The organism is Sphaerotilus sp. (assembly GCF_034519685.1).
Taxonomy (GTDB): domain Bacteria; phylum Pseudomonadota; class Gammaproteobacteria; order Burkholderiales; family Burkholderiaceae_C; genus Sphaerotilus.
Genome location: NZ_JAXHOF010000003.1, coordinates 1,423,286 through 1,445,751 on the forward strand (window position 1 = coordinate 1,423,286; position 22,466 = coordinate 1,445,751).

General features: G+C 69.0%; 20 protein-coding genes. 11 read left to right on the forward strand and 9 right to left on the reverse strand.

Going from position 1 to position 22,466, the window contains the following annotated elements:
- Positions 1-15: 15 nt before the first annotated feature.
- Positions 16-1,908 carry a DNA mismatch repair endonuclease MutL gene (mutL, locus tag U5O44_RS10310; protein WP_416222149.1) on the forward strand — a complete coding sequence of 631 codons (1,893 nt, stop codon included), beginning with the start codon at positions 16-18 and terminating at the stop codon, positions 1,906-1,908.
- Positions 1,909-1,925: 17 nt separating this feature from the next.
- Here mutL and U5O44_RS10315 read toward each other — a convergent pair whose 3' ends face one another.
- The 9 genes from U5O44_RS10315 to U5O44_RS10350 all read right to left on the reverse strand — a co-directional run bounded on the left by U5O44_RS10315 (position 1,926) and on the right by U5O44_RS10350 (position 12,119).
- The gene (locus tag U5O44_RS10315) at positions 1,926-4,490 is read right to left on the reverse strand and encodes a GspE/PulE family protein (protein ID WP_322588337.1); all 2,565 of its coding nucleotides are present in this window, start codon (positions 4,488-4,490) and stop codon (positions 1,926-1,928) included.
- A gap of 124 nt (positions 4,491-4,614) precedes the next feature.
- Positions 4,615-4,899 (reverse strand): BrnA antitoxin family protein, encoded by a 285-nt coding sequence (locus U5O44_RS10320; RefSeq protein WP_322588338.1) that lies wholly within the window; start codon positions 4,897-4,899, stop codon positions 4,615-4,617.
- Positions 4,892-5,203, reverse strand: a complete 312-nt coding sequence (locus U5O44_RS10325) for a transcriptional regulator (RefSeq protein WP_322588339.1) — start codon at positions 5,201-5,203, stop codon at positions 4,892-4,894. Before U5O44_RS10325 ends, U5O44_RS10320 begins: the two co-directional genes overlap by 8 nt.
- Before the next feature lie 276 nt (positions 5,204-5,479).
- Entirely contained in the window at positions 5,480-5,914 is a 435-nt protein-coding gene (locus U5O44_RS23035) for a formylglycine-generating enzyme family protein (protein ID WP_416222166.1), read from the reverse strand.
- Positions 5,915-5,990: 76 nt separating this feature from the next.
- Entirely contained in the window at positions 5,991-7,484 is a 1,494-nt protein-coding gene (locus tag U5O44_RS10330) for a hypothetical protein (RefSeq protein WP_322588340.1), read from the reverse strand.
- Between the two features lie 12 nt (positions 7,485-7,496).
- Positions 7,497-8,768: an ATP-grasp domain-containing protein gene (locus U5O44_RS10335; protein ID WP_322588341.1), complete on the reverse strand. Its 1,272-nt coding sequence runs from the start codon at positions 8,766-8,768 to the stop codon at positions 7,497-7,499.
- Entirely contained in the window at positions 8,765-10,315 is a 1,551-nt protein-coding gene (locus U5O44_RS10340) for a pyridoxal phosphate-dependent decarboxylase family protein (protein WP_322588342.1), read from the reverse strand. Before U5O44_RS10340 ends, U5O44_RS10335 begins: the two co-directional genes overlap by 4 nt.
- Before the next feature lie 104 nt (positions 10,316-10,419).
- Positions 10,420-11,568, reverse strand: a complete 1,149-nt coding sequence (locus U5O44_RS10345; protein ID WP_322588343.1) for an alanine racemase — start codon at positions 11,566-11,568, stop codon at positions 10,420-10,422.
- Complete coding sequence (locus U5O44_RS10350) at positions 11,565-12,119, reverse strand: Uma2 family endonuclease (RefSeq protein WP_322588344.1); 555 nt, start codon at positions 12,117-12,119, stop codon at positions 11,565-11,567. The genes U5O44_RS10345 and U5O44_RS10350 overlap by 4 nt, the downstream gene beginning before the upstream one ends.
- A gap of 71 nt (positions 12,120-12,190) precedes the next feature.
- Here U5O44_RS10350 and U5O44_RS10355 point away from each other — a divergent pair, with 71 nt between their 5' ends.
- From U5O44_RS10355 to U5O44_RS10400, 10 genes are all read left to right on the forward strand, one after another.
- Positions 12,191-13,639, forward strand: a complete 1,449-nt coding sequence (locus tag U5O44_RS10355; RefSeq protein WP_322588345.1) for an 8-oxoguanine deaminase — start codon at positions 12,191-12,193, stop codon at positions 13,637-13,639.
- A 621-nt stretch (positions 13,640-14,260) separates the two neighbouring features.
- The gene (tnpC, locus tag U5O44_RS10360) at positions 14,261-15,676 is read left to right on the forward strand and encodes an IS66 family transposase (RefSeq protein ID WP_322586439.1); all 1,416 of its coding nucleotides are present in this window, start codon (positions 14,261-14,263) and stop codon (positions 15,674-15,676) included.
- Positions 15,677-16,165: 489 nt separating this feature from the next.
- On the forward strand, positions 16,166-16,594 hold the full coding sequence (locus U5O44_RS10365) for a GFA family protein (RefSeq protein WP_322588346.1): 429 nt from the start codon (positions 16,166-16,168) through the stop codon (positions 16,592-16,594).
- Positions 16,595-16,969: 375 nt separating this feature from the next.
- A complete protein-coding gene (locus tag U5O44_RS10370; protein ID WP_322588509.1) occupies positions 16,970-17,668 on the forward strand; it encodes a GntR family transcriptional regulator in 699 nt (232 codons plus the stop codon).
- A 149-nt stretch (positions 17,669-17,817) separates the two neighbouring features.
- Positions 17,818-18,837: an ABC transporter substrate-binding protein gene (locus tag U5O44_RS10375; protein ID WP_322588510.1), complete on the forward strand. Its 1,020-nt coding sequence runs from the start codon at positions 17,818-17,820 to the stop codon at positions 18,835-18,837.
- Positions 18,838-18,867: 30 nt separating this feature from the next.
- Positions 18,868-19,692: an ABC transporter ATP-binding protein gene (locus U5O44_RS10380; protein ID WP_322588347.1), complete on the forward strand. Its 825-nt coding sequence runs from the start codon at positions 18,868-18,870 to the stop codon at positions 19,690-19,692.
- The gene (locus U5O44_RS10385; RefSeq protein WP_322588348.1) at positions 19,689-20,456 is read left to right on the forward strand and encodes an ABC transporter permease; all 768 of its coding nucleotides are present in this window, start codon (positions 19,689-19,691) and stop codon (positions 20,454-20,456) included. The genes U5O44_RS10380 and U5O44_RS10385 overlap by 4 nt, the downstream gene beginning before the upstream one ends.
- Before the next feature lie 27 nt (positions 20,457-20,483).
- The gene (locus U5O44_RS10390) at positions 20,484-20,984 is read left to right on the forward strand and encodes a nucleoside deaminase (protein WP_322588349.1); all 501 of its coding nucleotides are present in this window, start codon (positions 20,484-20,486) and stop codon (positions 20,982-20,984) included.
- A 267-nt stretch (positions 20,985-21,251) separates the two neighbouring features.
- On the forward strand, positions 21,252-21,467 hold the full coding sequence (locus U5O44_RS10395; protein ID WP_322588350.1) for a cold-shock protein: 216 nt from the start codon (positions 21,252-21,254) through the stop codon (positions 21,465-21,467).
- A 148-nt stretch (positions 21,468-21,615) separates the two neighbouring features.
- Positions 21,616-22,446, forward strand: a complete 831-nt coding sequence (locus U5O44_RS10400) for an urease accessory protein UreD (protein ID WP_322588351.1) — start codon at positions 21,616-21,618, stop codon at positions 22,444-22,446.
- Positions 22,447-22,466 lie beyond the last annotated feature (20 nt).

A 22,466-nucleotide genomic window follows, 5' to 3' on the forward strand; every position in this document is an offset into this window, starting at 1 on the left:
CCTACAATCCGGCCCATGTCGATGCCCGCCCCCTCCGCCTCCACCACGTCCTCTTCCTCCGCGCCCCCCCGCCGCCCGATCCGCGAACTGCCGGATGCGCTGATCAGCCAGATCGCCGCGGGCGAGGTGGTCGAGCGCCCCGCCTCGGTGGTGCGGGAGCTGCTGGACAACGCGCTCGACGCCGGTGCCGCGCAGATCACGCTGCGGCTGGCCGGCGGCGGCGTGCGCGCCATCGTGGTCGAGGATGACGGCGCCGGCATCCCCGCCGACGAGCTGCCGCTCGCGCTGCGCCGCCACGCCACCAGCAAGATCGGCTCGCTGGCCGAGCTGGAGCAGGTCGGCACGATGGGTTTCCGTGGCGAGGCGCTGGCCGCCATCGGCTCCGTGGCCGAGCTGTCCATCACCAGCCGCACCGCCGACGAACCACACGCCCGCCGCATCGACGCCCGCACCGGCGAACTCAGCCCCGCCGCCCGCGCCACCGGCACGACCGTGGAAGTGCGCGAGCTGTTCTTCTCCACCCCCGCCCGGCGCAAGTTCCTCAAGACCGATGCCACCGAGCTGGGCCACTGCCTCGAAGCGGTGCGCCGGCATGCGCTGGTCCATCCGCAGGTGGCCTTCGCGGTGTGGCACGAAGGCCGGCTGGTCGAGCAGCTGCGGCCCGCCACGGCCGAACAGCGCCTGCACGACGTGCTCGGCGCGGACTTCATCGCCGCAAGCCGGCCGGTCGAGGTCGAGGTCGGGCCGATGCGCATCCGCGGCCGGGTCGGTCTGCCCGAAGCGGCGCGGGCACGGGCGGATCTGCAGTACGCCTATGTCAACGACCGCCATGTACGCGACCGGCTGATCGGGCACGGCGTGCGCGCGGCCTACGAGGATGTGCTGCACGGATCCCGGCAGCCGAGCTATGTGCTGCGCATCGACATCGCGCCGGACCGGGTCGACGTGAATGTGCACCCGACCAAGATCGAGGTGCGCTTCCGGGATTCGCGCGAGGTGCACCAGGCGGTGCGGCGGGCCGTGGAGCAGGCCCTGGCGCTGTCGCGCACGGCGGATGCCCCCGGTGAGGCAGGACTCGGCCCCTCCACCGAGGCCTCAGCCCCCGCGTCCGGGACATGGGCCGCCCCTTCGCCTCCGATGCCGGCCTGGCGCCCGCCGACGCCGCAGATCCAGGGCACGCTGGTGCTGCAGCACGCAGCCGCCCTGCATGCCCGGGAGATGCCACCCGACTGGTCCGCACGCAGCGCCGCCACGTCACCCACCGCCAGCGCCCTGCCCGCAGCACCGGCCAGCGCACCCGCCGACGACTGGCCGCTCGGCCGTGCGCTGGCGCAGCTGGGGGGGCTGTATGTGCTGGCCGAGAACCGCCATGGGCTGGTGATCGTCGACATGCACGCCGCGCACGAGCGCATCGTCTACGAGCAGCTCAAGGCCCGGCTCGGCGAAACCCAGTTGGACGCCGAGCGGACGATCGACAGCCAGCCGCTGCTGATCCCGGCGACCTTCTCCGCCACGCCGACCGAAGTGGCCGCCGCCGAGACCCACATGCCCACCCTCGCCCGCCTCGGGCTGGACGTGGCACCGCTGTCACCGGGCGTGCTGGCGGTGCGGGCCGTGCCGGCGGCATTGCGGGAGGCGGATGCCGTGGCGCTGGCGCGGTCGGTGCTCGCCGAGCTGTCGGAGCATGACGCCAGCGCGCTGGTGCAGCGGGCACACGACGAGATCCTCGCCACCATGGCCTGCCACGGCGCCGTGCGCGCCAACCGCCGACTCACGCTGGAGGAGATGAACGCGCTGCTGCGCGACATGGAGCGCACCGAGCGCGCCGACCTGTGCAACCACGGCCGTCCGACCTGGCGGCAGGTCACGATCAAGGAGCTGGACACCCTGTTCCTGCGCGGGCGCTGAACGCACCGGAGCGACGCTCAAAGATCCGCGACCGAGCGCACCTCGTCCATGCTGGTCAGACCCGCCAGCATCTTCTCCACCGCGTCCTGGCGCAGCGTGCGCATGCCGTCGACCAGGCCCTGCCGCTGGATGTTCCAGGCCGGCGCACCGGCGCGGATCAGCCGACGCAGCTCCCGGTTGATGACCAGCAGCTCGTGCACCGCCGCCCGCCCGCGGTACCCCGACTCGCGGCAGCGCTCGCAGCCGGCGCTCTGGTAGCGGCGCAGGCGGCCTTCGCGACCATAGCGCTCCAGCCAGCTCGTGCGCAGCTGCTCGCGCTCGGCTTCGGCGGCTTCCACCGCCGCACCGTGGAAGTAGCCCTCGATCCATTCGTCGATTTCCGGCTCCTTCGCCGACCGGCTCATGCGGCAGGCGCTGCACAGCCGCCGCAGCAGCCGCTGCGCATGCACGCCCAGCAGCGCATCACCGAGATTCCACGGCTCCACCCCCATGTCCAGCAGGCGCTGGACCGCCTCGGACGCCGTGCGCCCCGGCATCGAGGCCAGCACCAGCCGGCCCGACAGCGCCGCCTCGGTTGCCAGCCGCGCGGTGGCCGCATCGCGGAGGGTGTCGATCAGGATCACGTCCGCGTCGGCCGACAGCACCGCCCGCAGCGCCTGCTCATGCGTGTGACCGACCCGCGGATTCACCTCGATCTGGCGCACGCCGGGCAGCGACATCTCGATGCGCTCCTCGATCGAGACCAGCTTGCGGTGCGGCTGGTTCACCAGCGCCAGCTCGGCAAACAATGTCGTGGTGCGGCCGGAGCGGGCCGGGCCGACCGTCAGCAGCATGCCGGACGGGCGCTGGAGCATCGTCGCGATGCGCTCCTGGTCCTGCGTGGTCAGGCCCAGACCGTCGAACTTGAAGACCTTCAGCCGCGTCGGCAGGCCCAGCACCACATCCTCGAAGCCGCCCTGCGTGGGCAGCGTCGTCACGCGCAGCTCGATCTTGTGGGCCTGCATCAGCCGCGAGAACGCCAGCCGCCCTTCCTGCGGCCGGCGGGTGTCCTGCACATCCATCTCGGCCAGCGTCTTGATGCGCGGGATCAGGCTGTTGCGGTAGCTGCCGGGCAATTCGCTGTGCGGCTCCATGCGGCCATCGCGGCGCAGACGCACCCAGAGCTTGTCCTCGCTCGGGTGGTTCTCCAGGTGGATGCTGCTGGCGCCGCGGCCCATCGCGTCGGCCACCAGCGTGATGAGCAGCTGCACGACCGGGCCTTCCGCGCGGTCCGCCCTGTCGCCCTTGGCCGACTTCGTGGCACGCCGAGGCGCCGCCGCATCGGCCGCCGCTTCACCGGGCGCCGCGTCCGGTGGCGCCGGCGGGCCGCCCAGATCCGGCATCGGCAGGCGTTCGTAGCCACGCTCGATCGCCGCCTTCAGATCGCCCGTCCCGGCCAGTGCGGGCGCGATGGTGCAGTGGGTCAGCGTCTGCAGCTGCTCCAGCACCGCCTGGCGCGTCACATCCTGCATCGCCACCACCAGCCGGCCGGCGCGGTGCACCAGCGGCAGCACCTCCAGCGTGCGCGCCAAATCGGCCGGCAGGCGTGCCAGTGCCTCGATCTGCGGCTTGAAGGTGCTCAGGTTGACGACCGGATAGCCCAGCTTGCGTGCCAGCGCCACGCGCAGCTGCTGCTGCGTCACCCACTCGCGGCTCAGCAGCACCTGCCCCAGCGGCTGCTGGCGCTCGTTGACCTGCTGGCCCAGCACATCGTTCAGCTGCTCGTCCGTCACATAGCCCAAGGCGACCAGCGCCTCGCCCAGCCGCACCATTGGCATGCGGGCCTGCTTGTCCAGCGCCGCGAGCAGCTGCTCGGGCGTCACGATCTGGCGCGCCACCAGCAGCTCGCCGAGCTTCTGGCCACGGTTCTTCTTCTGGATCTGCACCGCCTGGTCGACCTGCTCGGCCGTGACGGCCGCCTCCTCGATCAGCAGCCGGCCCAGGCGCTCGCCCACCTGCACCCGGTCATAGGCCGAGCGCGGCAGGAAGGAGGTCTGCACCGTGCCGCGGTCGTCCAGCGGCGCGAACAGGAACAGGCCCACCTCGTTCTCGACATGGCCCACCGTGACGCCGCCGACCGAGCCGCCGCCGTGCAGGTGGACGGTATAGGGCTGCGCCGCATGGTGTTCGAGCACCTGCTCCTGGTCGGGCGACACCGGCTCGGCGGACGTGGCCGCTGGTGGCTGCGACGGGCTGGCGGCGTCCGCCAGCCGGTGCACCGGCACGACCGGCACCTGCAGCGTGATGCGCCGGATCTGGTCGAAGCGCATCGGCAGCGTGATCCGCTCCGGCGGCACCTGCACCCGCGCGATGCCTGCGCCCACCTCCATCAGCACCAGCTGGCCGGTCATCAGATTGCCGGTGCGGCCCTCGATCTCGCAAGCCAGCGGCGAGCGCTGCGGCTCGGGCAGCGCGTACGCGGCAAACGGCGGCGTCGGCCAGGCAAACGGCGCCTCCCCGCCCTTGCGCGGACGCGCCGACAGCGGCAGCGGCGCCTCGGCCGGTGTGGCGGACTTCAGATGCGACTGGGACAGATCGGACATGGGCGGTTCCTGGAGGCGGGCAGACAAGCCGTCGTGTCGGCGCGCCGCGCGCACCGGGACGGATGGATGCTAGGGAACCGGCTACTAGGAGAAGGCGGGAATAGGTGAGGATTGCGGGGGCGATTCAGGTGCCGTGGGTCTTCACCCACTCGCGCATGGCATCGTTCACGCGCGTCTGCCAGCCGCGCCCGGTGGCCTTCAGCGCGTCGAGGACATCGGCATCGAAGCGGATGGTGGTGGAGCGTTTCGGTGTTTGCTTCACGCTGCCAGCCGGACGCCCGACACGCCGGGCGGCGATCTGCTCGGGCGTGTGGACAGCGGCGTGTTCGCCGCGCTTGGCCTGGCGGATCGACTCCAGCACATCGTTGGCGAAGGCTTGCATTTCTGCATCCAGCTTGGTTTCAGGCATCGTAGGCTTCCTTCCAGGACTTCAAGACAGCCACCGGCATGTTGTCGAACTTGGCCTTGGTGTAGACGGCGATCAGCACCACCTCGCCCGCGACCAGACGAGTGAAGTAGATGACCCGTGCGCCGCCGCGCTTGCCCATGCCGGGGCGAGACCACCGCACCTTGCGCAGACCCTCCGCACCGGGAATCACATCACCAGCGGACGGCGTTTCGCTGATGAATGCAATGAACTCGCTGCGCTCCACATCGTTCCAGACCTCGGTCACCATGCGCTGGAAGATGGGGGTTTCGATGACGGTCAGCATGGATTGATTGTAGTAACAAGAATTCTCCCGGCAAGATGTCTGAGCACCTGAAATTTCAACCCGTCCGCCACGACCATGCCGCCTTTGTGGCCCAGGCCCGCGAGCGGGTGGAGTTCAGGGAAGCCCATGACGCGCTGGCAAGCACGCGCCGTCGCTGGTGCCGCAAAAGTAGCGCCATCCACCCCCACCGCAGGCGCTACCGCCCCCGCACCCCCGCTCGACACCCGCTTGTTCCTCCAGCCTTTCTTGTTTCCAAAAGGTAAAAGTGTAAAAGGGCTAAAGGCGAAAAGTCCTGGCAATTCGGAAGCCGGTGCCGTAGTTCCGGCCGCCCGGTGCGCCCCCGTCGCGGTTGGCCGAGCGCAGGATCCCCGGGTCGTCGTTCCAGGAACCACCCCGCAGAACACGGCGCGATTCCGTACATTTTGTTTCCCATGACTCCCCATTCATCGGGGCATTTTCATAGGTTTCGTGCCGGCAATCCTGTGTCCATTCCAAGGCGTTGCCATGAAGGTCGTGAAGACCAAAGGCGTTGGGTTTCTTTGTGCGCACGGGATGGGTTTTTCCGTCGCTGTTGTCCGAAAACCAAGCGTAGTCACCCAACGCCGAAGAACTGTCCCGAGCGGCAGCATCGTGATGCGAGTAAGAAACGAACACAGCCGGACGCACATGCCCAGTCTGCCGAAACTTCGCACCTGCCCCCTGCCCTGCCATCTTCGTTGTCACCCTGCCGCCCCCTGGCTGCACAGTGACAAATTCTAGTTCCGGCGGTACCACCGGGCGCAGTGACTTACGCCATGCGCCGCACCAGCCACGCCACCTTGTCCAGCGCCGCCATCGCCTGCGCGACCGCCTGCGTGCGGCCCTGCACCGAGCGCGCGGCCTCCACCACCGTGCGGGCACTGGCGCACAGCCGCAGCGCGCTGACCGGCTGGCCCTCGCGCACACCACAGCCCACCGGCTGCCCGAGCTGGAAGCGGGCGCCGGCCAGCGGGTCGTCCAGCCCGGACGGGTCCGCCTCGGCCAGGGCGCGGTGCACGGCGGCGGTCTGCGCGGGGGTCAGCGGCACGCGCCCGCCCGCCGCCGTGCGGCGCAGGACGAGGAAGGGAAAGATCGTCTGCTGCCGGTCCCAGCGCCCGCCGGACCAGCGCCCGCCGCGCACGCCGTCCAGCGGCGCGACCGGCAGCGGCGCGAACGTGGCATCGCTGCGCAGCCGCTCGCCCACCGCAGCGCCCCAGTGCTGCAGGAAGCGGTCGGCCAGCGCCTCCGGCACGGCGCGGAACCGCTGCAGCTCGACCAGCGCCGCCTGCCAGCGCAGCAGCAGACCGGGGTTGGGCGGATCGTCCAGGGCGTCGGCGGCAGGCCAGTGGTCGGGCCAGTGGCTGCGCGCGGTGTAGAGCTGCAAGGCGCCGAGCGGGCGGTGCCAGCTGCGGCGGGCCAGCGCGGGCGGCAGCAGCAGCGCGCCGCAGAAGGCCGGCCCGGTGATGAACTTGGAGCCGGTGACCGCCACCATCCAGTCCTGCGCCAGATAGTCCGCCAGCGAAGCCGGCGCCAGCCGGAACTGGCAGGCGTCGACCAGCACCTCCAGGCGCTCGCCGTGGCGCTTGCGCAGCCGCGCCGCGCAGGCCGGGCTCGGCGCCAGCAGACCGGTCTTGGACAGGTCCGTCAGCACCAGCAGACAGCGCCGGCCGGCGCGCAGCACCGCCTCCACCCCGGCGGTGAACTCGGCGTCCACCACCTCGGCGCGGCGCGGCGTGCCGTCGGCTTCGCGCAGCGCCACCGCGATCGGCTCACCCACCGCCTGCGGCGACACCGGTGCACCCCGCGCCACGCTGCGGCCCTGGCAGGTGCCGGTGGCGAAATGGCAGGCGGCCAGTGCGGCCGGCACCCCGCTGCCCGTCTCCGACGCCTGCGCCATCACCGCCTGCACCGCCTGCCCCGTGCCCGCGACCAGCTGGGTGGCAAAGAGGTGCAGGTCGGTGCCGGAGGCCGCCAGCACCACCTCGGTGCCCGGCACCGCCTCGGCGCCGCTGAGCTGCAGCAGCAGACGCCGCAGCCGCGCAGCCTCTGCCACATGCCCGCCCGGCCACGCCGCCAGCCGCACGCACAGCGCCGCCGCCGATTCGAACGCCGCGCCAGAAATCACCGAGGCCGTGGACGACCCCAGCGCCACCAGCGCCGGATCGGGCCGTGGCGGGCAGCCATAGGCATTGGCGCCCGCCCCACCCAGGCGAATGCGCGCATCGCCCCCTTCGGTCAAGGCCTGTGCCGCAACGGACCACATGGTGTCGGCGCCTCAGGCCAGCAGGTGGGGACGCACGGCCACCGACCGCTCCAGCAGCGCGCGGAAGGCCGTGCGCACCTTCTCCATCGCCGGCCGCTTGTAGGGAAACAGATCGGGCGGGTCCATCGAATGCACGGCCGCACCCGGGTCGATCTCGAACACCAGCAGATCGCCATCCGGCATCTCGGCGCAGTCGATGACGAGGTAGTCCAGACCGATGCGTTCGCCGATGCCCCGCAGCGCTGCGGCGTGGCGCCGAGCGAAACCGGTGTCGGTGTCGAACTCGGCCATGAAACGTTCCTCCTCGGCGCGCTTGGCAGCGGACTCGGTCATGCCAGCGTTGAGGTAATGCACCATCCAGTGCGAGGACACGCCCAGGTGCACGGCGTAGGCGACACCGTCCACCAGCACGACGCGGAACTTGCGGAACTGGCCGTCGGCGCTGGCGTAGTCGACGAAGCGGGACAGGAAGAACTCGGCATCCGGCATGGTCGCGAGGTAGCGCGTCAGGTCGAAGGGCGAGGTGAGCTTCTCCAGCCCGCGGCCGGCGTGGGAGTCGACCGGCCGGATGATCAGCGGCCAGGCGCCGTCCGACAGCAGCTCGGCCGGGTCGCTCTCGCAGCGCACCAGCCGCTGCAGCAGCGCCCGGTCGGCCCGGATGGTCTGCGGAATGTGCAGGCCCGGCACGCCGTGCAGCTCGGCGCAGGCCTGCGTGCGTCCGGTGCGCAGCGTGCGCGCCGGGTGGTTGATGGCCGGCGTGCCCCAGTCCACGCAGGCCAGCGACAGGTCTTCGAGCAGCCCACGCACCGGATCCGACTCGGACACCGCGATCCACAGCGCGTCGTGCGGCGGCAGCCAGTGCGGCAGCGGCTCGCCGGGCTGCACATAGAGCATGGTCAGCGCCACATCCGACCGCTCGGCGAGAAACGCCAGCGGGGCGTTGGTCATCAGGTCGCCCGGCGTCATCACGGCCAGCAGCCGCAGCGCCGGTGTGTGCGCAGCGGGGAGGTCGAACACACGCTGGCAGGCCAGAGCCTGCGCCTGCGTCGCCAGGCCGATGTCCCGCAAGCCCTGCAGCAGCAGGAGGGTGGACAGGTCCATCAGGGCGTTGGCGTCGTGCTCGTCGTCGGTCGCGCGGGCGATGAGGGTCTGGGCCAGCGGCATCAGGTCAGTGCCCTGGAAGGCCATGGCCATCAGGCGGGCCAGTCCCATCAGCGCCGGGGGCTCGGACGGCTCGGCCGCCGTGTGCGGGCGGGGCTGGAACTCGATGCAGGGCATGTTCATGGTGCGGTCTCGCAAGAAAAAACGGGGTCGAAAGCGGATTCAGGGCTGGACGGATTCGCCGCCAGCCGGTGGCGCCGGGCGCCCAGCCGCACGACGGCGTCGAGCAGCACGTCAAGGTCAGCCGCCTCGGTGCGGTGGTTGACCAGCGCGACGCGGATGGCGGTGCGCCCGCCCAGCGTGGTGGTGGACGGCACGGCCAGGCCGGACTCGTGCAGGTCGGCCACCAGCTCGGCGTTGAAGCGGTCGGTGGCCACCTCGTCGCGGGTGTGGCCGTCCTCGACCGGGTCGAGGTAGCGGAAACAGACGATGTTGAGCGACACCGGGGCGAGCAGCGCCAGCGCCGGCTGGGCGGTGATGCGCGCCTGCAGCCGGCGGGCGAGCCGGCACGACTGCGCGATGGCGGCGCCGAGCCGGTCGGTGCCGTGGGTGACGAGGGTGAACCAGACCTTCAGCGCCCGGAAGCCGCGCGACAGGTCCGGCCCCAGGTCGCACGGCCACGGCGAACCGGCCGCCAGCCCGCGCGGATGGCGCGCCAGGTAGGCGGCGGGCGAGGCGAAGGTGGCAAGCTGGTCGGCCTGGTCGCGCACGAGGATGAAGCCGGCGTCGTAGGGCACCTGGCCCCATTTGTGGAAGTCCAGCGCGACCGAGTCGGCGCGTTCGATGCCGCGCAGCCGGGGGGCGACCTCGGGGGACAGCATGCCGAGGGCGCCGAATGCACCATCGATGTGGAACCACACCTGCTCGCGCTGCGCCAGATCGGCCAATGCGTCCAGGTCGTCGATCGCGCCGGTGTCCACGGTGCCGGCAGTGCCGACGACAAGGAAGGGCCGCAGGCCGGCGGCGCGGTCGGCGGCGATCTGGCGCCGCAGCGCGGTCAGGTCCATGCGGTGGTCGGCGTCGACCGGCACGCGGCGCAGCGCCTGCGTGCCCAGGCCGCTGATGGCAAAGGCCTGCGCGACACAGCCGTGCGCGCTCGCGGCGGCGTAGGCGACGAGGGGCCGGCCGAGCGCTGGATCGGCCACGCCGGTCTCGCGCGAGCCGACGCCGAGCGCCCGCGTGCGCGCCACCAGCACGCCGATCAGGTTCGCCATCGACGAGCCCGTGACCAGCAGCCCGCCGGCGGTGGCCGGGAAGCCGAACAGGTCGCGCATCCAGCGCACGATCTGGCGCTCGACTTCGAGCGGCATCTGGTCGCGCCCGCCGAGGTTGGCGTTCAGGCCGGCGGCGAGCATCTCGGCCAGCATGCCCTCGACCGTGCCGCCGCCGTGGACCCAGCCCATGAAACGCGGGTGCGTGTTGCCAACCGCGTAAGGCAGTACCTGGGTCATGAAACGCTCATGGGCCACGGCCAGTGGCACCGGGTCGGCGGGCAGCGGCGTGTCGAAGGCGGTCCGCACGTCCGCGGGGATCGGCTGCCAGACCGGGCGCTCGCGGATGCGCTCCAGATGGTCGAACAGGTCGTCGAGCATGCGGTGGCCCTGCAGGCGCACAGCGGACCAGTCGGCGGGGCTGGCGGGGTCCAGCGAAAAGGATTCAAGTTCGGGCATGGGGTGACGACTTTCGGCGTTCCCCGAGCGTAGGCGCCACCTCCCGGGCTGTCCGAGCAAACAGGGCGGCGTTCAGGCCGCTGTTCGCCCGGCTGCCCGGGGCATTACCAGCCCATGAAACGCGGCCAGCGCGCCACCACCTGCCCCGCCGCGTCGAGCACGTCGTAGGCCGGGTGCTGCGCCGCCGTCGCGCAGACGTGCTGCGGCAGGATGCGCAGCAGCGTGCCCACCGGCGCGTCGAGCCGCCGGGCCGGGTCGCTGCTGCGGTGGGCGATCAGGCCGTGCTCCTGGTTCGCGGCGGTGACGATCCAGTCGCCGCCGTCGATCGGCTGGCCCGCCGCGTCGCACACCAGCCCGAGCCCGTGGTCGGTGAACTCGCCCGCCAGCCCCCGGTCGCGCGACAGCGCCATCCAGCCCGCGTCCACCAGCGTCCAGCCCTTGTCCGGCCGGTGGCCGATCACGCTGGTCAGCACGGAGACGGCGATCTCGTCGAGCGTGCAGGCGCCCAGCGCTTCCATCATCAGGTCGTGGAAGACGAACACCCCGGGCCGCGCCTCGGTCACGCCGTCCAGGTGGGCGGCGAACAGCGCCGTCGGCGTGGCGCCGACGCTGACCACCGGCGCGGCAAACCCGGCCGCCCGCAGCCGCTCGGCCGCGCGCACCGCCCCGGCGCGCTCCTGCTCGGCCATCGCCCGCAGCGCGTCGGCGCCGTGGCAGTGGTACGACCCGCCGCAGTGCGTCAGCACCCCGTCCAGCCGCACCCCCGGCCCGACCAGCGCCGCCGCGATGTCCAGCAGCGCGGGCGCGTCGGGCGGCAGGCCGGCGCGCTGGCCGTCGGTGTCGATCTCGATCAGCACCGCCACGGGTGTCGGCCAGCCCGCCGATGCGGCGGCCAGCGCCCGCGCCGCCTCCACGCTGTCGAGGATCACCCGCAGCGCCACGCCCTGGTCGAGCAGCCGCCGCACATGGGCGAACTTGTTCGACGTGAGGCCGACGGCGTAGGTGATGTCGGTCCAGCCGTGCGCGGCGAACTGGTCGGCCTCGCGCAGCGTGGACACCGTGATCGGGCCGGGGGGCGCGTCCGGGCCGTCGGTGGCGCGGGCGACCTCGATGCACTTGGCCGTCTTCACATGCGGGCGCAGCGTGACGCCGAGGGCTGCGGTGCGCGCCTTCATGCGGGCGATGTTGGCGTGCAGGCGCGGGGCGTCGAGCAGGAGGGCGGGGGTTTCGAGGGTGGACAGGGTGGTCGTCATGCGGCGCTCACCCCTGCGAACACATCCGCCATCGCGACTTCGCAGCCCAGGCTGGCGAAGGTCAGCACGGCCGCATCGCTCATGTCATGCACCACCCAGTCCGTGTCACGCAGGCGGAAGGCTTCGACGCGGAGGGTTTCCGGGTTGACCAGCACGTATTCCTTCAGGCTCGGCAGGCGGCGGTAGAGGGCGAATTTCAGGCTGCGGTCGTATTCGCCGGTGCTGGGGGAGAGGACTTCGATGATGAGCGTCGGGGCGGTGAACACCCGGTCGGTGGTCAAGTCAGTGGCATCGCAGGTGACAAACAAGTCCGGGTAGAACAGATCCTGTTCGACGCGGAGTTGCATCGACTCGGCAAAGACTCGACAAGGCGATCCGTCCAGCGCATTGCCCAGATGGCGACCCAGGTTCATCACGACCAGACCATGCACACGCCGAGCACCCACCATCGCGAAAATCTCGCCCCGCACAAACTCATGGCGCTCGTCGCGCTGCCGGTCTTCCCAGGCGAGGAAGTCGTCCAGGCTCATCGTCGGTTGCGGCACACCCATGTTCATTCCCTCTTGGCAAAAACATCACCAGTTGATTGTGGCAGCGCCTTGCCGCCCCCGACAATGAACCCATGAACACCCCGCACGCCCCCCTCCTGCTGGTGCATCAGGCCAACCTGATCGCCACCTTCGACGACACCCGCCGCGAGCTGCGCGGCGCGAGCCTGCTGGTCCGCGGTGAAGCGGTGGCGGCGGTCTATCCGGCGGGCGAGGTGCCGCCCGAGGTGCTCGACGAGGTGCGCGTCCACGGCGAGGTGATCGACGCGCGCGGCCATGTCGTCACGCCGGGGCTGGTGAACACGCACCACCACATGTACCAGTCGCTGACCCGCGCCATCCCCGCCGCGCAGGACGCCGAGCTGTTCGGCTGGCTGAAGACGCTCTACCCGATCTGGGCCGGGCTGACGCCGGAGATGGTGCAGGTCTCGACGCAGGTGGCGATGGCCGAGCTGCTGCTGTCGGGCTGCACGACGACCTCGGACCACCTCTACATTTTCCCGAACGGCGTCACGCTCGACCACCAGATCGAGGCGGCGCAGCCCGTCGGCATGCGCTTCCACGCCGCGCGGGGGAGCATGAGCGTGGGCGAGTCGGCGGGCGGGCTGCCGCCGGACCACCTCGTCGAGCGCGAAGACGCCATTCTGGCCGACACGCAGCGGCTCATCGAGACCTACAACGACACCGGCCGCTACAGCCGGCTGCGCGTGGTGGCGGCGCCGTGTTCGCCGTTTTCGGTCAGCCGCGAGCTGATGCGGGACTCGGCGGCGCTGGCGCGCAGCCTCGGCGCCCGGCTGCACACGCACCTGGCCGAGAACGACCACGACCTCGCCTACAGCCAGTTCAAGTTCGGCATGACGCCCACCGAGTACGCCGAGAGCGTCGGCTGGCTCGGGCACGACGTGTGGCACGCGCACTGCGTCAAGCTCGACGCGCACGGCCTGGCCCGCTTCGCCGCCACGGGCACCGGCGTGGCGCACTGCCCGTGCAGCAACATGCGGCTGGCGTCGGGCATCGCGCCGGTGCGGCGGATGCTGAACGCGGGCGTGCCGGTCGGCCTTGGCGTGGACGGCAGCGCGAGCAACGACGCGGCGCACCTGTTGAACGAGGCGCGTCAGGCGCTGCTGCTGGCGCGGGTCGGGCGGGCGATGCAGCCGCCGGAGGTCGGCGCGGACGGCGTGACGCGCTACGGCTGCGACCTCGGGCCGGCGGAGATGACGGCGCGCAACGCGCTGGAGATCGCCACGCGGGGCGGCGCGCAGGTGCTCGGGCGCGATGACATCGGGCACCTGTCGGTGGGCATGGCGGCCGATCTGGTGCTGTGGCGCACGGGCGGTCTGGCGATGGCCGGCGGCGCGGTGCATGACCCGCTGGCAGCGCTGCTGCTGTGCGCGAGCCCGCAGGCGGCGTGGAACATCGTCGGCGGGCGGGTGCTGGTGCGCGAGGGGGAGTTGACGACGGTGGATCTGGGGCCGCTGGTGGAGCGGCATGATCGGTTGGCGGTGGGGTTGGTAGGGGGGTGAAAAAGATACTCGGCGCGCGCTGACAGGTGTGGACCGGAACGGGCTGGTTCGGTATGCTGGGTGGCCTTGTGGCGGCGTAACGGGTTACGCAGGCAATGCAGAGGGAGAACCATGTAAGAGTTAAAAAATCACTGGTAACAGATATTTATGATACTTTGCCGGCGAGTTGATAGGCAGCAGCAAGGAGTCACGTCAATATTAAGTTAGGCCGCATTAAACTGGAGCAGGAATATGCGCGCAACTACAGAAAACTCTAGCCGCCGCCTCTGTAATTCAAATTTCAACGGGGTTAATTCAAGTGCGACATAAATCATTTGCCACATTAGTCGTAACATCGGTTATATCGATGAGCTGCTTTGCAAAACCATTCACGATATTGTGCACAGGAGAGCGAAAGACAGTGGAGAAATCTGGAGGAGCGGAGAAGGTGACGGACAGAAGACCCACCAAGTTCTCCTACTTAATTGACACCGAAGCCATGACCGCCACAGGGCAAATATTTAAACATCCTTTGCCAATGACCGCCAATGGTGTACGTATTCAGCCCCCCGGCATTGACAACATCGTCAAGCCGGTGAAGTCCGGGTAGCGCGCGGAGCGAGCGAGGCGGAGAGTGCTGGGATGGACCAACCCGAAGCCCCTGGCCGTGAGGCCACCGCAGTGCCGAACAAGCCCGAGACGCTGGAGCAATGCCACGCGGTGATCGAGCAGATGGGGCAGGAGCTGGCGAAGCTGCGCGAGCAGGTCAGTGCGCTGCTGGACAAGAAGCTGAACTCACGCAACTCGTCGAAGCCGCCATCGTCGGACGGGCCGGGGGACAGCGGCAACCGGGCACAACGCCGGACCAGCGGCCGGGTGCGGGGCGCGCAGCCTGGGCACAAGGGCACGTACCGGGCGCTGCTGGCGGAGTCCGAGGTGGACGTGATCCACGACTGCCCGCCGCCTGCGGCATGCGAGTGTGGCGGTCCGGTGGCGGCGGGGCGGCCGATACGGCACCAGGTGTTCGACGTGCCGGCACAGGTGAAGGCCGAGGTGCAGGAGTACCGGCTGTACCACGGGGTGTGCGGGCACTGCCGCAAGACACACGCATCGGTGTTGCCGGCGGGGGTGCCGCGCGGACAGATCGGGCCGAGGGCGCTGGCCCTGGTGGGGCTGCTGGGCACGGCGTACCACCTGACGCAGCCCAAGATCCGGGATCTGCTGGCGCAGGTGCTGGGGGTGCGGTTCAGCGTGGGGGCGATCTCGCAGGCGCACGGGCTGGTGGCGCAGGCGTTGAAGGAGCCGGTGCAGGCGGCGGTGAAGACGCTGGCCGCAGCGCCGGTGGTGCATGTGGACGAGACCAGCTACGCGCGAGAAGGCGCGGGGCGGCACTGGGTGTGGACGGTGACGCAGCCCAAGCTGGTGGTGTACCAGCTCTGGTCTTCGCGGGCGCGCTACGTGGCCAAGGAGATGCTGGGCGAGAGCCCGAAGGCCAAGCTGGTCACGGACCGCTATGCGGTGTACGACTGGGTGGACGCCGCGCAGCGGCAGGTGTGCTGGGCGCACCTGCTGCGGGACTTCACGCGCATCAGTCAACGTGCGGGGCAGGCCGGACGGATCGGGCGCCGACTGCTGGGGCTGGGCTATGTGCTGTTCCGGCGCTGGCACCGCAAGGACCAGCAGGTCGCCGCGCAGATGGCGCAGGTGCAGCACCACGTGCGCCGGGCGCTGGAGCGCGGCATCGCCGGCGCCTGCCAGCGCACCGCACTGACCTGCGCCAACGTGCTCAAGCTCTGGCCGGCGCTGTGGACGTTCGTGAGCGACGCGGCCGTGCCGCCGACCAACAACGCCGCCGAGCAGGCGCTGCGCACCATCGTGCTCAAGCGCAAGATCTCGGGGCTGACGAGATCACGCCGGGGCGAGGAGTTCATCGCCCGGGGCTACACGGTGGTGGAGAGCTGCAAGCGCCAGGGCCGTGATGCGCTGGCGTATCTGCGTCAGGCGATGCAGGCGCACTTCACCGGTGGTCTGGCGCCCTCGCTGGTGCCCTCGGGCTGAGTGCGTGGCCGCAGGCTCGGTCCTGCGGTCCTTCAGGTCATCTTCGAACTCGCGCTGCGTCCTTCTCGACGCGGCGTGCCCAGGGCTTTGCGGGTGTCAATACCGGGGGGCTGAATACGTACCCAATGGTGGCGCAATGATGGCATCTCAAATTTTTAATATTGACGGTGTGCCAACCCAGATATCGTTTGATTGGGCAAAAATATCCAATACAACCATTGCAGGAACCGAAGTAATAGGGTTCATTGGGCTCGAACCAAGAACATCGATTGTATCCTCCGGAGTTTGCACAATCATCAAGCATTAATTTCTACAACTCGACCATCTTTTTCTACAACGCAGCTCAATCCGCTGGTCGAGCCGACCCGCTACGGCATGCGTCGTAAGCTAGGTCTGCACCAATTGGGCTGTTAGCGCATTCCAAGCTAACGCCGCCTGCCTTGACGGGCGACTCACCAGCAACGTTACCTGCAAACGCCTGGAAAACACATGCCCACCCGCCTCGGAAAATGCCTCTGCGGCTCCGTCCGCTTCCGCCTCTCGGCTGAACCGATTGCCACCCGGGTCTGCTGGTGCCGCGACTGCCAGCACCTGGCGGCGAACGGCACGGTCAACATCATGGTGCCGACCGCCGCCCTCGACATCGACGGACCGACCAGCGAATACACCAGCACCGCCGACAGCGGCAACACCATGCGGCGCCGGTTCTGCCCAACCTGCGGCACGTCGCTGTTCGCCAACTCGTCCGCCCGCCCGCAATTCACCGTCGTGCGCGTGGGCGCGCTGGACGATCCCTCGTCCGTCAAGCCGACGATGAATATCTGGACCAGCAGCGCACCGACGTGGGCCTGCCTCGATCCGACGCTGGAGCAGGTGGAGCGGCAACCCGTGCCGCCGCCGACTGTCAGCCCGGGCTGATCTGGTGTCGTGTCAGGCGGTGATGGAGGGTTGGCGCGACCCGAGCCCCCACCCCACCCCTCCCCCGCTGGGGGGGGGAGCAAGACCAGATCACCCGGGGTCTGATCTCTTTCTCCTCCCCCCAGCGGGGGGAGGTCGGGAGGGGGGCCTTCGGGGTCAGCCGACCGATGTCGGCTTCACGAGTTCCCATGGGCGTCTCACTTCAGTTCAGTTCACGGCGCATAGCAGATCCGATTGCACACGGCTGCGGGCGGTGTATACACTGGGATGAACACCCCGGAACACAACGCACACCGTCGATCTCCCATGCGCCACAGCCCGTTCCTGACGTCGAATGCCCTGGAGTCCGGTCGGGAGCCGTCCGTGCCCGAGTCGATGGCCCCGACCGCCCCTGCGGACGAACACCCCACCAGCACCACGCAGCGCATCGTCGATGCGATCACCACCGCCATCGTCGAGCGCCGCCTGATGCCCGGCACCAAGCTGGCCGAGCAGCCGATCGCCGACATCTTCAAGGTCTCGCGCACCCTCGTGCGGCAGGCGCTGATGCAGCTCAGCCGCGACCGGCTCATCACGCTGGAGCCGGCACGCGGCGCCTTCGTCGCACAGCCCAGTGTCGAGGAAGCGCGGCAGGTCTTCGCGGTGCGCCAGATGCTGGAGACAGCGCTCATCCGCCAGCTGGCGGCCTGCATCACGCCGGCGCAGATCGGCGATCTGCGCGCCCACCTTGTCGCCGAGCGCGAAGCCGTGCTGCGCACCGATGTGCCGGGACGGACGCGGCTGCTGGCGGATTTCCATGTTGTGCTGGCCCGCCAGCTCGGCAACGAAGTGCTGGCGCAGCTGCTCACCGACCTGCTCTCGCGCTCTTCGCTGATCTCGCTGATGTACCAGTCCTCGCATTCGGCCGAGCATTCGCAGGACGAGCATGTGGCGATCGTCGAGGCCCTGGCGCGTGGCGATGCGGACACCGCCGTCGCGCTGATGGCGGACCACATCGGCAGCGTGGAGCGCAATCTGAGCCTGCATCCGCGCGTCCACGATCTGGCGACCGCCCTCACGCCGTCCATGGGCTGACCTTGGGTCGGCGGCTGCCTCGGCCGGACGAGGGTTCGACCCGATCCCGGAACTGGTGAGTGGCACGCAAACTGCTTTCCCGAATCGTCCACCAAACTGTATACGATCCGGAGCACACCATGATGACCCACTCGCCGATCCGTCGCACCATGCTGGTGCTTGCCTGTGCCTCCATGCTGGGCACGCTGCCGCTGGCCGTGCATGCGCAGGAAACGCCGATCAAGTTCCAGCTCGACTGGCGCTTCGAAGGTCCGGCCGCGCTGTTCCAGGTGCCCGCCACCAAAGGCTTCTTCAAGGCCGAAAAGCTCAACGTCACCATCGACGCCGGCAACGGCTCAGGCGGCACCGTCACCCGCGTCGCCTCCGGCACCTACGACATGGGCTTCGCGGACCTCGCCGCACTGATGGAATTCCACGCCAACAACCCGACTGCGCCGAACAAGCCGGTCGCGGTGATGATGGTCTACAACAACACGCCGGCTGCGGTGCTCGCGCTGAAGAAGAGCGGCATCAAGACCCCGGCCGACCTGAGCGGCAAGAAGCTCGGCGCCCCGGTGTTCGACGCCGGCCGCAAGGCATGGCCGATCTTCGCCAAGGCCAACGGCATCAACAACGTGGCCTGGACCGCCATGGACCCGCCGCTGCGCGAGACCATGCTGGTGCGCGGCGACATCGACGCGATCACGGGCTTCTCGTTCACCTCGCTGCTGAACCTGGAGGCGCGTGGCGTCAAGGTCGAGGACGTGGTGGTGCTGCCCTATCCGCAGTTCGGCGTGAAGCTCTATGGCAACGCCATCATCGCCAGCGAGGAGTTCGTCAAGAAGAATCCGGAAGCGATCAAGGCCTTCCTGCGTGCGTTCACCAAGGGCGTGAAGGACGTGATCGCCGATCCCAAGGGCGGCGTCGAGACGGTCAAGGCCCGCGACGGCATCATCAACGCCGATCTGGAACTGCGCCGCCTGAAGCTGGCACTCGACGCCACCGTGCTGACGCCGGACGCCAAGGCGGAAGGCTTCGGCGAAGTGAAGGGCCCGCGCCTGTCGCTGATGGCCAGCCAGGTGTCGGATGCTTTCGGCACCAAGGAGCGTGTCAAGGCCGAGGCCGTGTGGAATGGCAGCTTCCTGCCCGCCGCCGCCGAGCGCAACATCTTCGCTGCGGCGAAGAAGTAAGCCAGCTGGTCAGCCCCGGAGCACGCCACGATGACGACCGCCTTCGTCGATTTCCAGGATGTCTGGCTCGCCTACAACGATGAACTGCTCGCCAGCGGGCAGTTCGCGGTGGAGAACATCAACCTGACCGTCGGCGAGGGCGAGTTCATCGCCATCGTCGGGCCTTCCGGCTGCGGCAAATCCACGTTCATGAAACTGGCCACCGGCCTGAAGCGCCCGAGCAAGGGCCGTGTCGTGATCGACGGGCACGAGGTCACCGGCCCGCTGAAGATCACCGGCATGGCCTTCCAGGCGCCGAGCCTGCTGCCGTGGCGCACCACGGTGGAGAACGTGCTGCTGCCGCTGGAGATCGTCGAGCCCTACCGCTCGTCGTTCAAGCAGAAGAAGGCCGAGTACACCGAGAAGGCGCGCAAGCTGCTGCAGAGCGTCGGTCTCGGCGGCTACGAGGACAAGTTCCCGTGGCAGCTCTCGGGCGGCATGCAGCAGCGGGCGTCGATCTGCCGCGCGCTGGTGCATGAGCCGAAGATGCTGCTGCTGGACGAGCCGTTCGGGGCGCTGGATGCGTTCACGCGCGAGGAGCTGTGGTGCGCGCTGCGCGACCTGCAGGCGGTGCAGAAGTTCAACGTCATCCTGGTGACGCACGACCTGCGCGAGAGCGTGTTCCTGGCCGACACGGTCTACGTGATGAGCAAGAGCCCGGGGCGCTTTGTCGTCAAGCGCGAGATCGACCTGCCGCGTCCGCGTGACCTGGAAATCACCTACACGCCCGAGTTCACCGCCATCGTGCATGAACTGCGTGGCCACATCGGCGCGATGCGCAAGCCCGCCACCTCGACGACGGAGATCGCGCAATGAACAACAAGACGATGGAACGCTGGTCGCCGTGGATCCTGCTGGTGGCGGTGCTGCTGCTGTGGCAGGTGCTGTGCTCGGTGTTCAACGTGTCCGAGTTCATCTTTCCGAGCCCGGCCTCGATTGGCGCCGCCCTGATGGAGCACGGCGCCACGATCGCCGGCCACGCCTGGCGCACCTTCTGGGTGACGATGGCCGGCTTCGGGTTGTCGATCGTGGTAGGTGTGCTGCTGGGCTTCCTGATCGGCAGCTCGCGCATGGCCTACACCGCCGTCTACCCGCTGATGACGGCATTCAACGCACTGCCCAAAGCGGCGTTCGTGCCGATCCTGGTGGTGTGGTTCGGCATCGGCGTCGGCCCGGCGATCCTGACGGCGTTCCTCATCAGCTTCTTCCCGATCATGGTCAACATCGCCACGGGACTGGCGACGCTGGAGCCGGAGCTGGAGGACGTGCTGCGCGTGCTGGGCGCCAAGCGCTGGGATGTGCTGACCAAGGTGGGGCTGCCGCGCTCGCTGCCCTACTTCTACGGCTCGCTGAAGGTGGCGATCACGCTGGCCTTCGTCGGCACCACGGTGTCGGAGATGACGGCCGCGAACGAGGGCATCGGCTACCTGCTGATCTCGGCGGGCAGCTCGATGCAGATGGGGCTGGCCTTCGCAGGGCTGGTCGTGGTGGGCGCGATGGCGATGGTGATGTACGAGTTCTTCTCGGTGGTGGAAAAACGCACCACGGGCTGGGCACACCGCGGATCGAATGCCCACTGAGGCGCAAATCGTCGCATCATCCAGGGCATGAACGCCTTCACATGCCCTGACCCCACTGCGGCGCAGATGCTGGTGCATCTGCGTCAGGCCGCCGACATCGCCCGCGCCGCGATGGAGCAAGGCCACCATCCCTTCGGCGCGCTGCTGGTGGCACCGGACCATGAGACGGTGCTGCTGATCCAGGGCAACGTCGACAGCGTCAACCACGCCGAAGCGGTGATCGCGCGGCAGGCTGCAGCCAAGTTCGATGCCGACCTGCTGTGGGACTGCACGCTCTACACGACGGTCGAGCCGTGCTGCATGTGCTCGGGCACCCAGTACTGGGCTGGCATCGGCCGGCTGGTCTACGGCATGAGCGAGACCCGGCTGCGCTCGATGACCGGGCGCCACCCGGAAAATCCGACGCTGGATGTTCCCTGCCGTGAGGTCTTTGCGCGGGGCCAGAAGCCGATCCGCGTCTGGGGCCCGGTCCCCGAGATCGAGGACGAACTGGCCGAGGTGCATGAACGGTTCTGGCAGGCACGGTGACCCGGGCCCCTTCTGTGGTCTTCGAATAAATTGAGCACGAACCGGAAACTGCGACTACACTGCAGCCACAGACATGCACAAGACCGTTTCTAAAAGGTCTTGCTCCTCTTCCGCTTCGCCACCATGCAGTACTCGGCGGAGCCGGCCCAGGTCATCAAATCCCCGGTTTGACGTTTCTTGAGTGTCTCTGTCCCTGCGACTGCCATGTGGTTTTTGGCATGCGCCGGGTGCTCTTCATTTTTCAACACTCAACAAGGAACATCATCCATGAGTACGACCCAAACTGGCACCGTGAAATGGTTCGACGACGGCAAGGGCTTCGGCTTCATCACGCCGGCCGACGGTAGCAAGGACCTGTTCGCTCACCACAGCGAAATCCGCAACAACGGCGGCTTCCGCTCGCTGGCCGAGAACCAGAAGGTTCAATTCGAAGTCAAGCAAGGCCCCAAGGGTCTGCAGGCCTCGAACATCGTCGCGCTGTAATCAGACACGCGGCAGGCCTTCGGGCCACCAGAAAGAACCGCCGCCCTCGTGGCGGTTTTTTTTCGCCCGGGTCTTCTACACTGGCGCGGCATCCCCCATGCATTGACCCGATCTCACCACCACCACCACGACCCACCACGGTTTCCCCATGAGCTGGCCAGGACAACTGAACCTTCAATACTCCCTGGACGGTCACAGGACGATCGCGCTGGATCGGCACCACGGCCCGCTGAGAGTGCTGCAGCGCCTGTACCCGGAAGGCGAGGCCATCTGTCACCATGTCCTGGTGCATCCGCCCGGCGGCATCGTCGGTGGCGATGTGCTGGAAATCAACGCCGAGCTCGCCAGCGGTACCCACGCACTCATCACCACACCAGGCGCCACCCGCTACTACCGCAGCGCAGGACCAGCGGCCGTGCAACAGGTGCGCGCAAGACTCGACACTGGTGCGCGGCTCGAATGGCTCCCGATGGAGACCATCGCTTACCCCCAGTGCATCGCCGAAAACCGGCTGCAGTTCGATCTGGCACCCGGCGCAGAGATGATCGGCTGGGATCTGCTGGCCCTGGGCCTGCCCGCGGCAGGGGAACACTGGAAACGCGGCCGCTATACCCAGCGCCTGGAGTTGCCGGGAGTGTGGCTGGAGCAGGCCGTCATCGATGCCGAAGACCGGCGCCTGCTCGACAGTCCCGTCGGCTGGGCTGGCCGTCGCTTGCTGGGTACTCTGTGGTTTGCCGCAGGTACCGCGCTGCCCACCGACCAGCGCACCGACCTGCTGGACCGCGCGCGCGCCGCCATCGGCAATTCCGCCCTGTCCAGCACTGGCGGCGCCACTGCACCACATCCCCGTCTGGTCGTGGTCCGCGTACTGGCCGACCGGGTGGAGCCTGCGATGCAACTGCTGGTGGCGGTGCGCAACGCCTGGCGGGCAGCGGCCTGGCGACTCGATCCCCACGCACCGCGCATCTGGCGCACCTGAAACGCATCCGTTTCTGATGC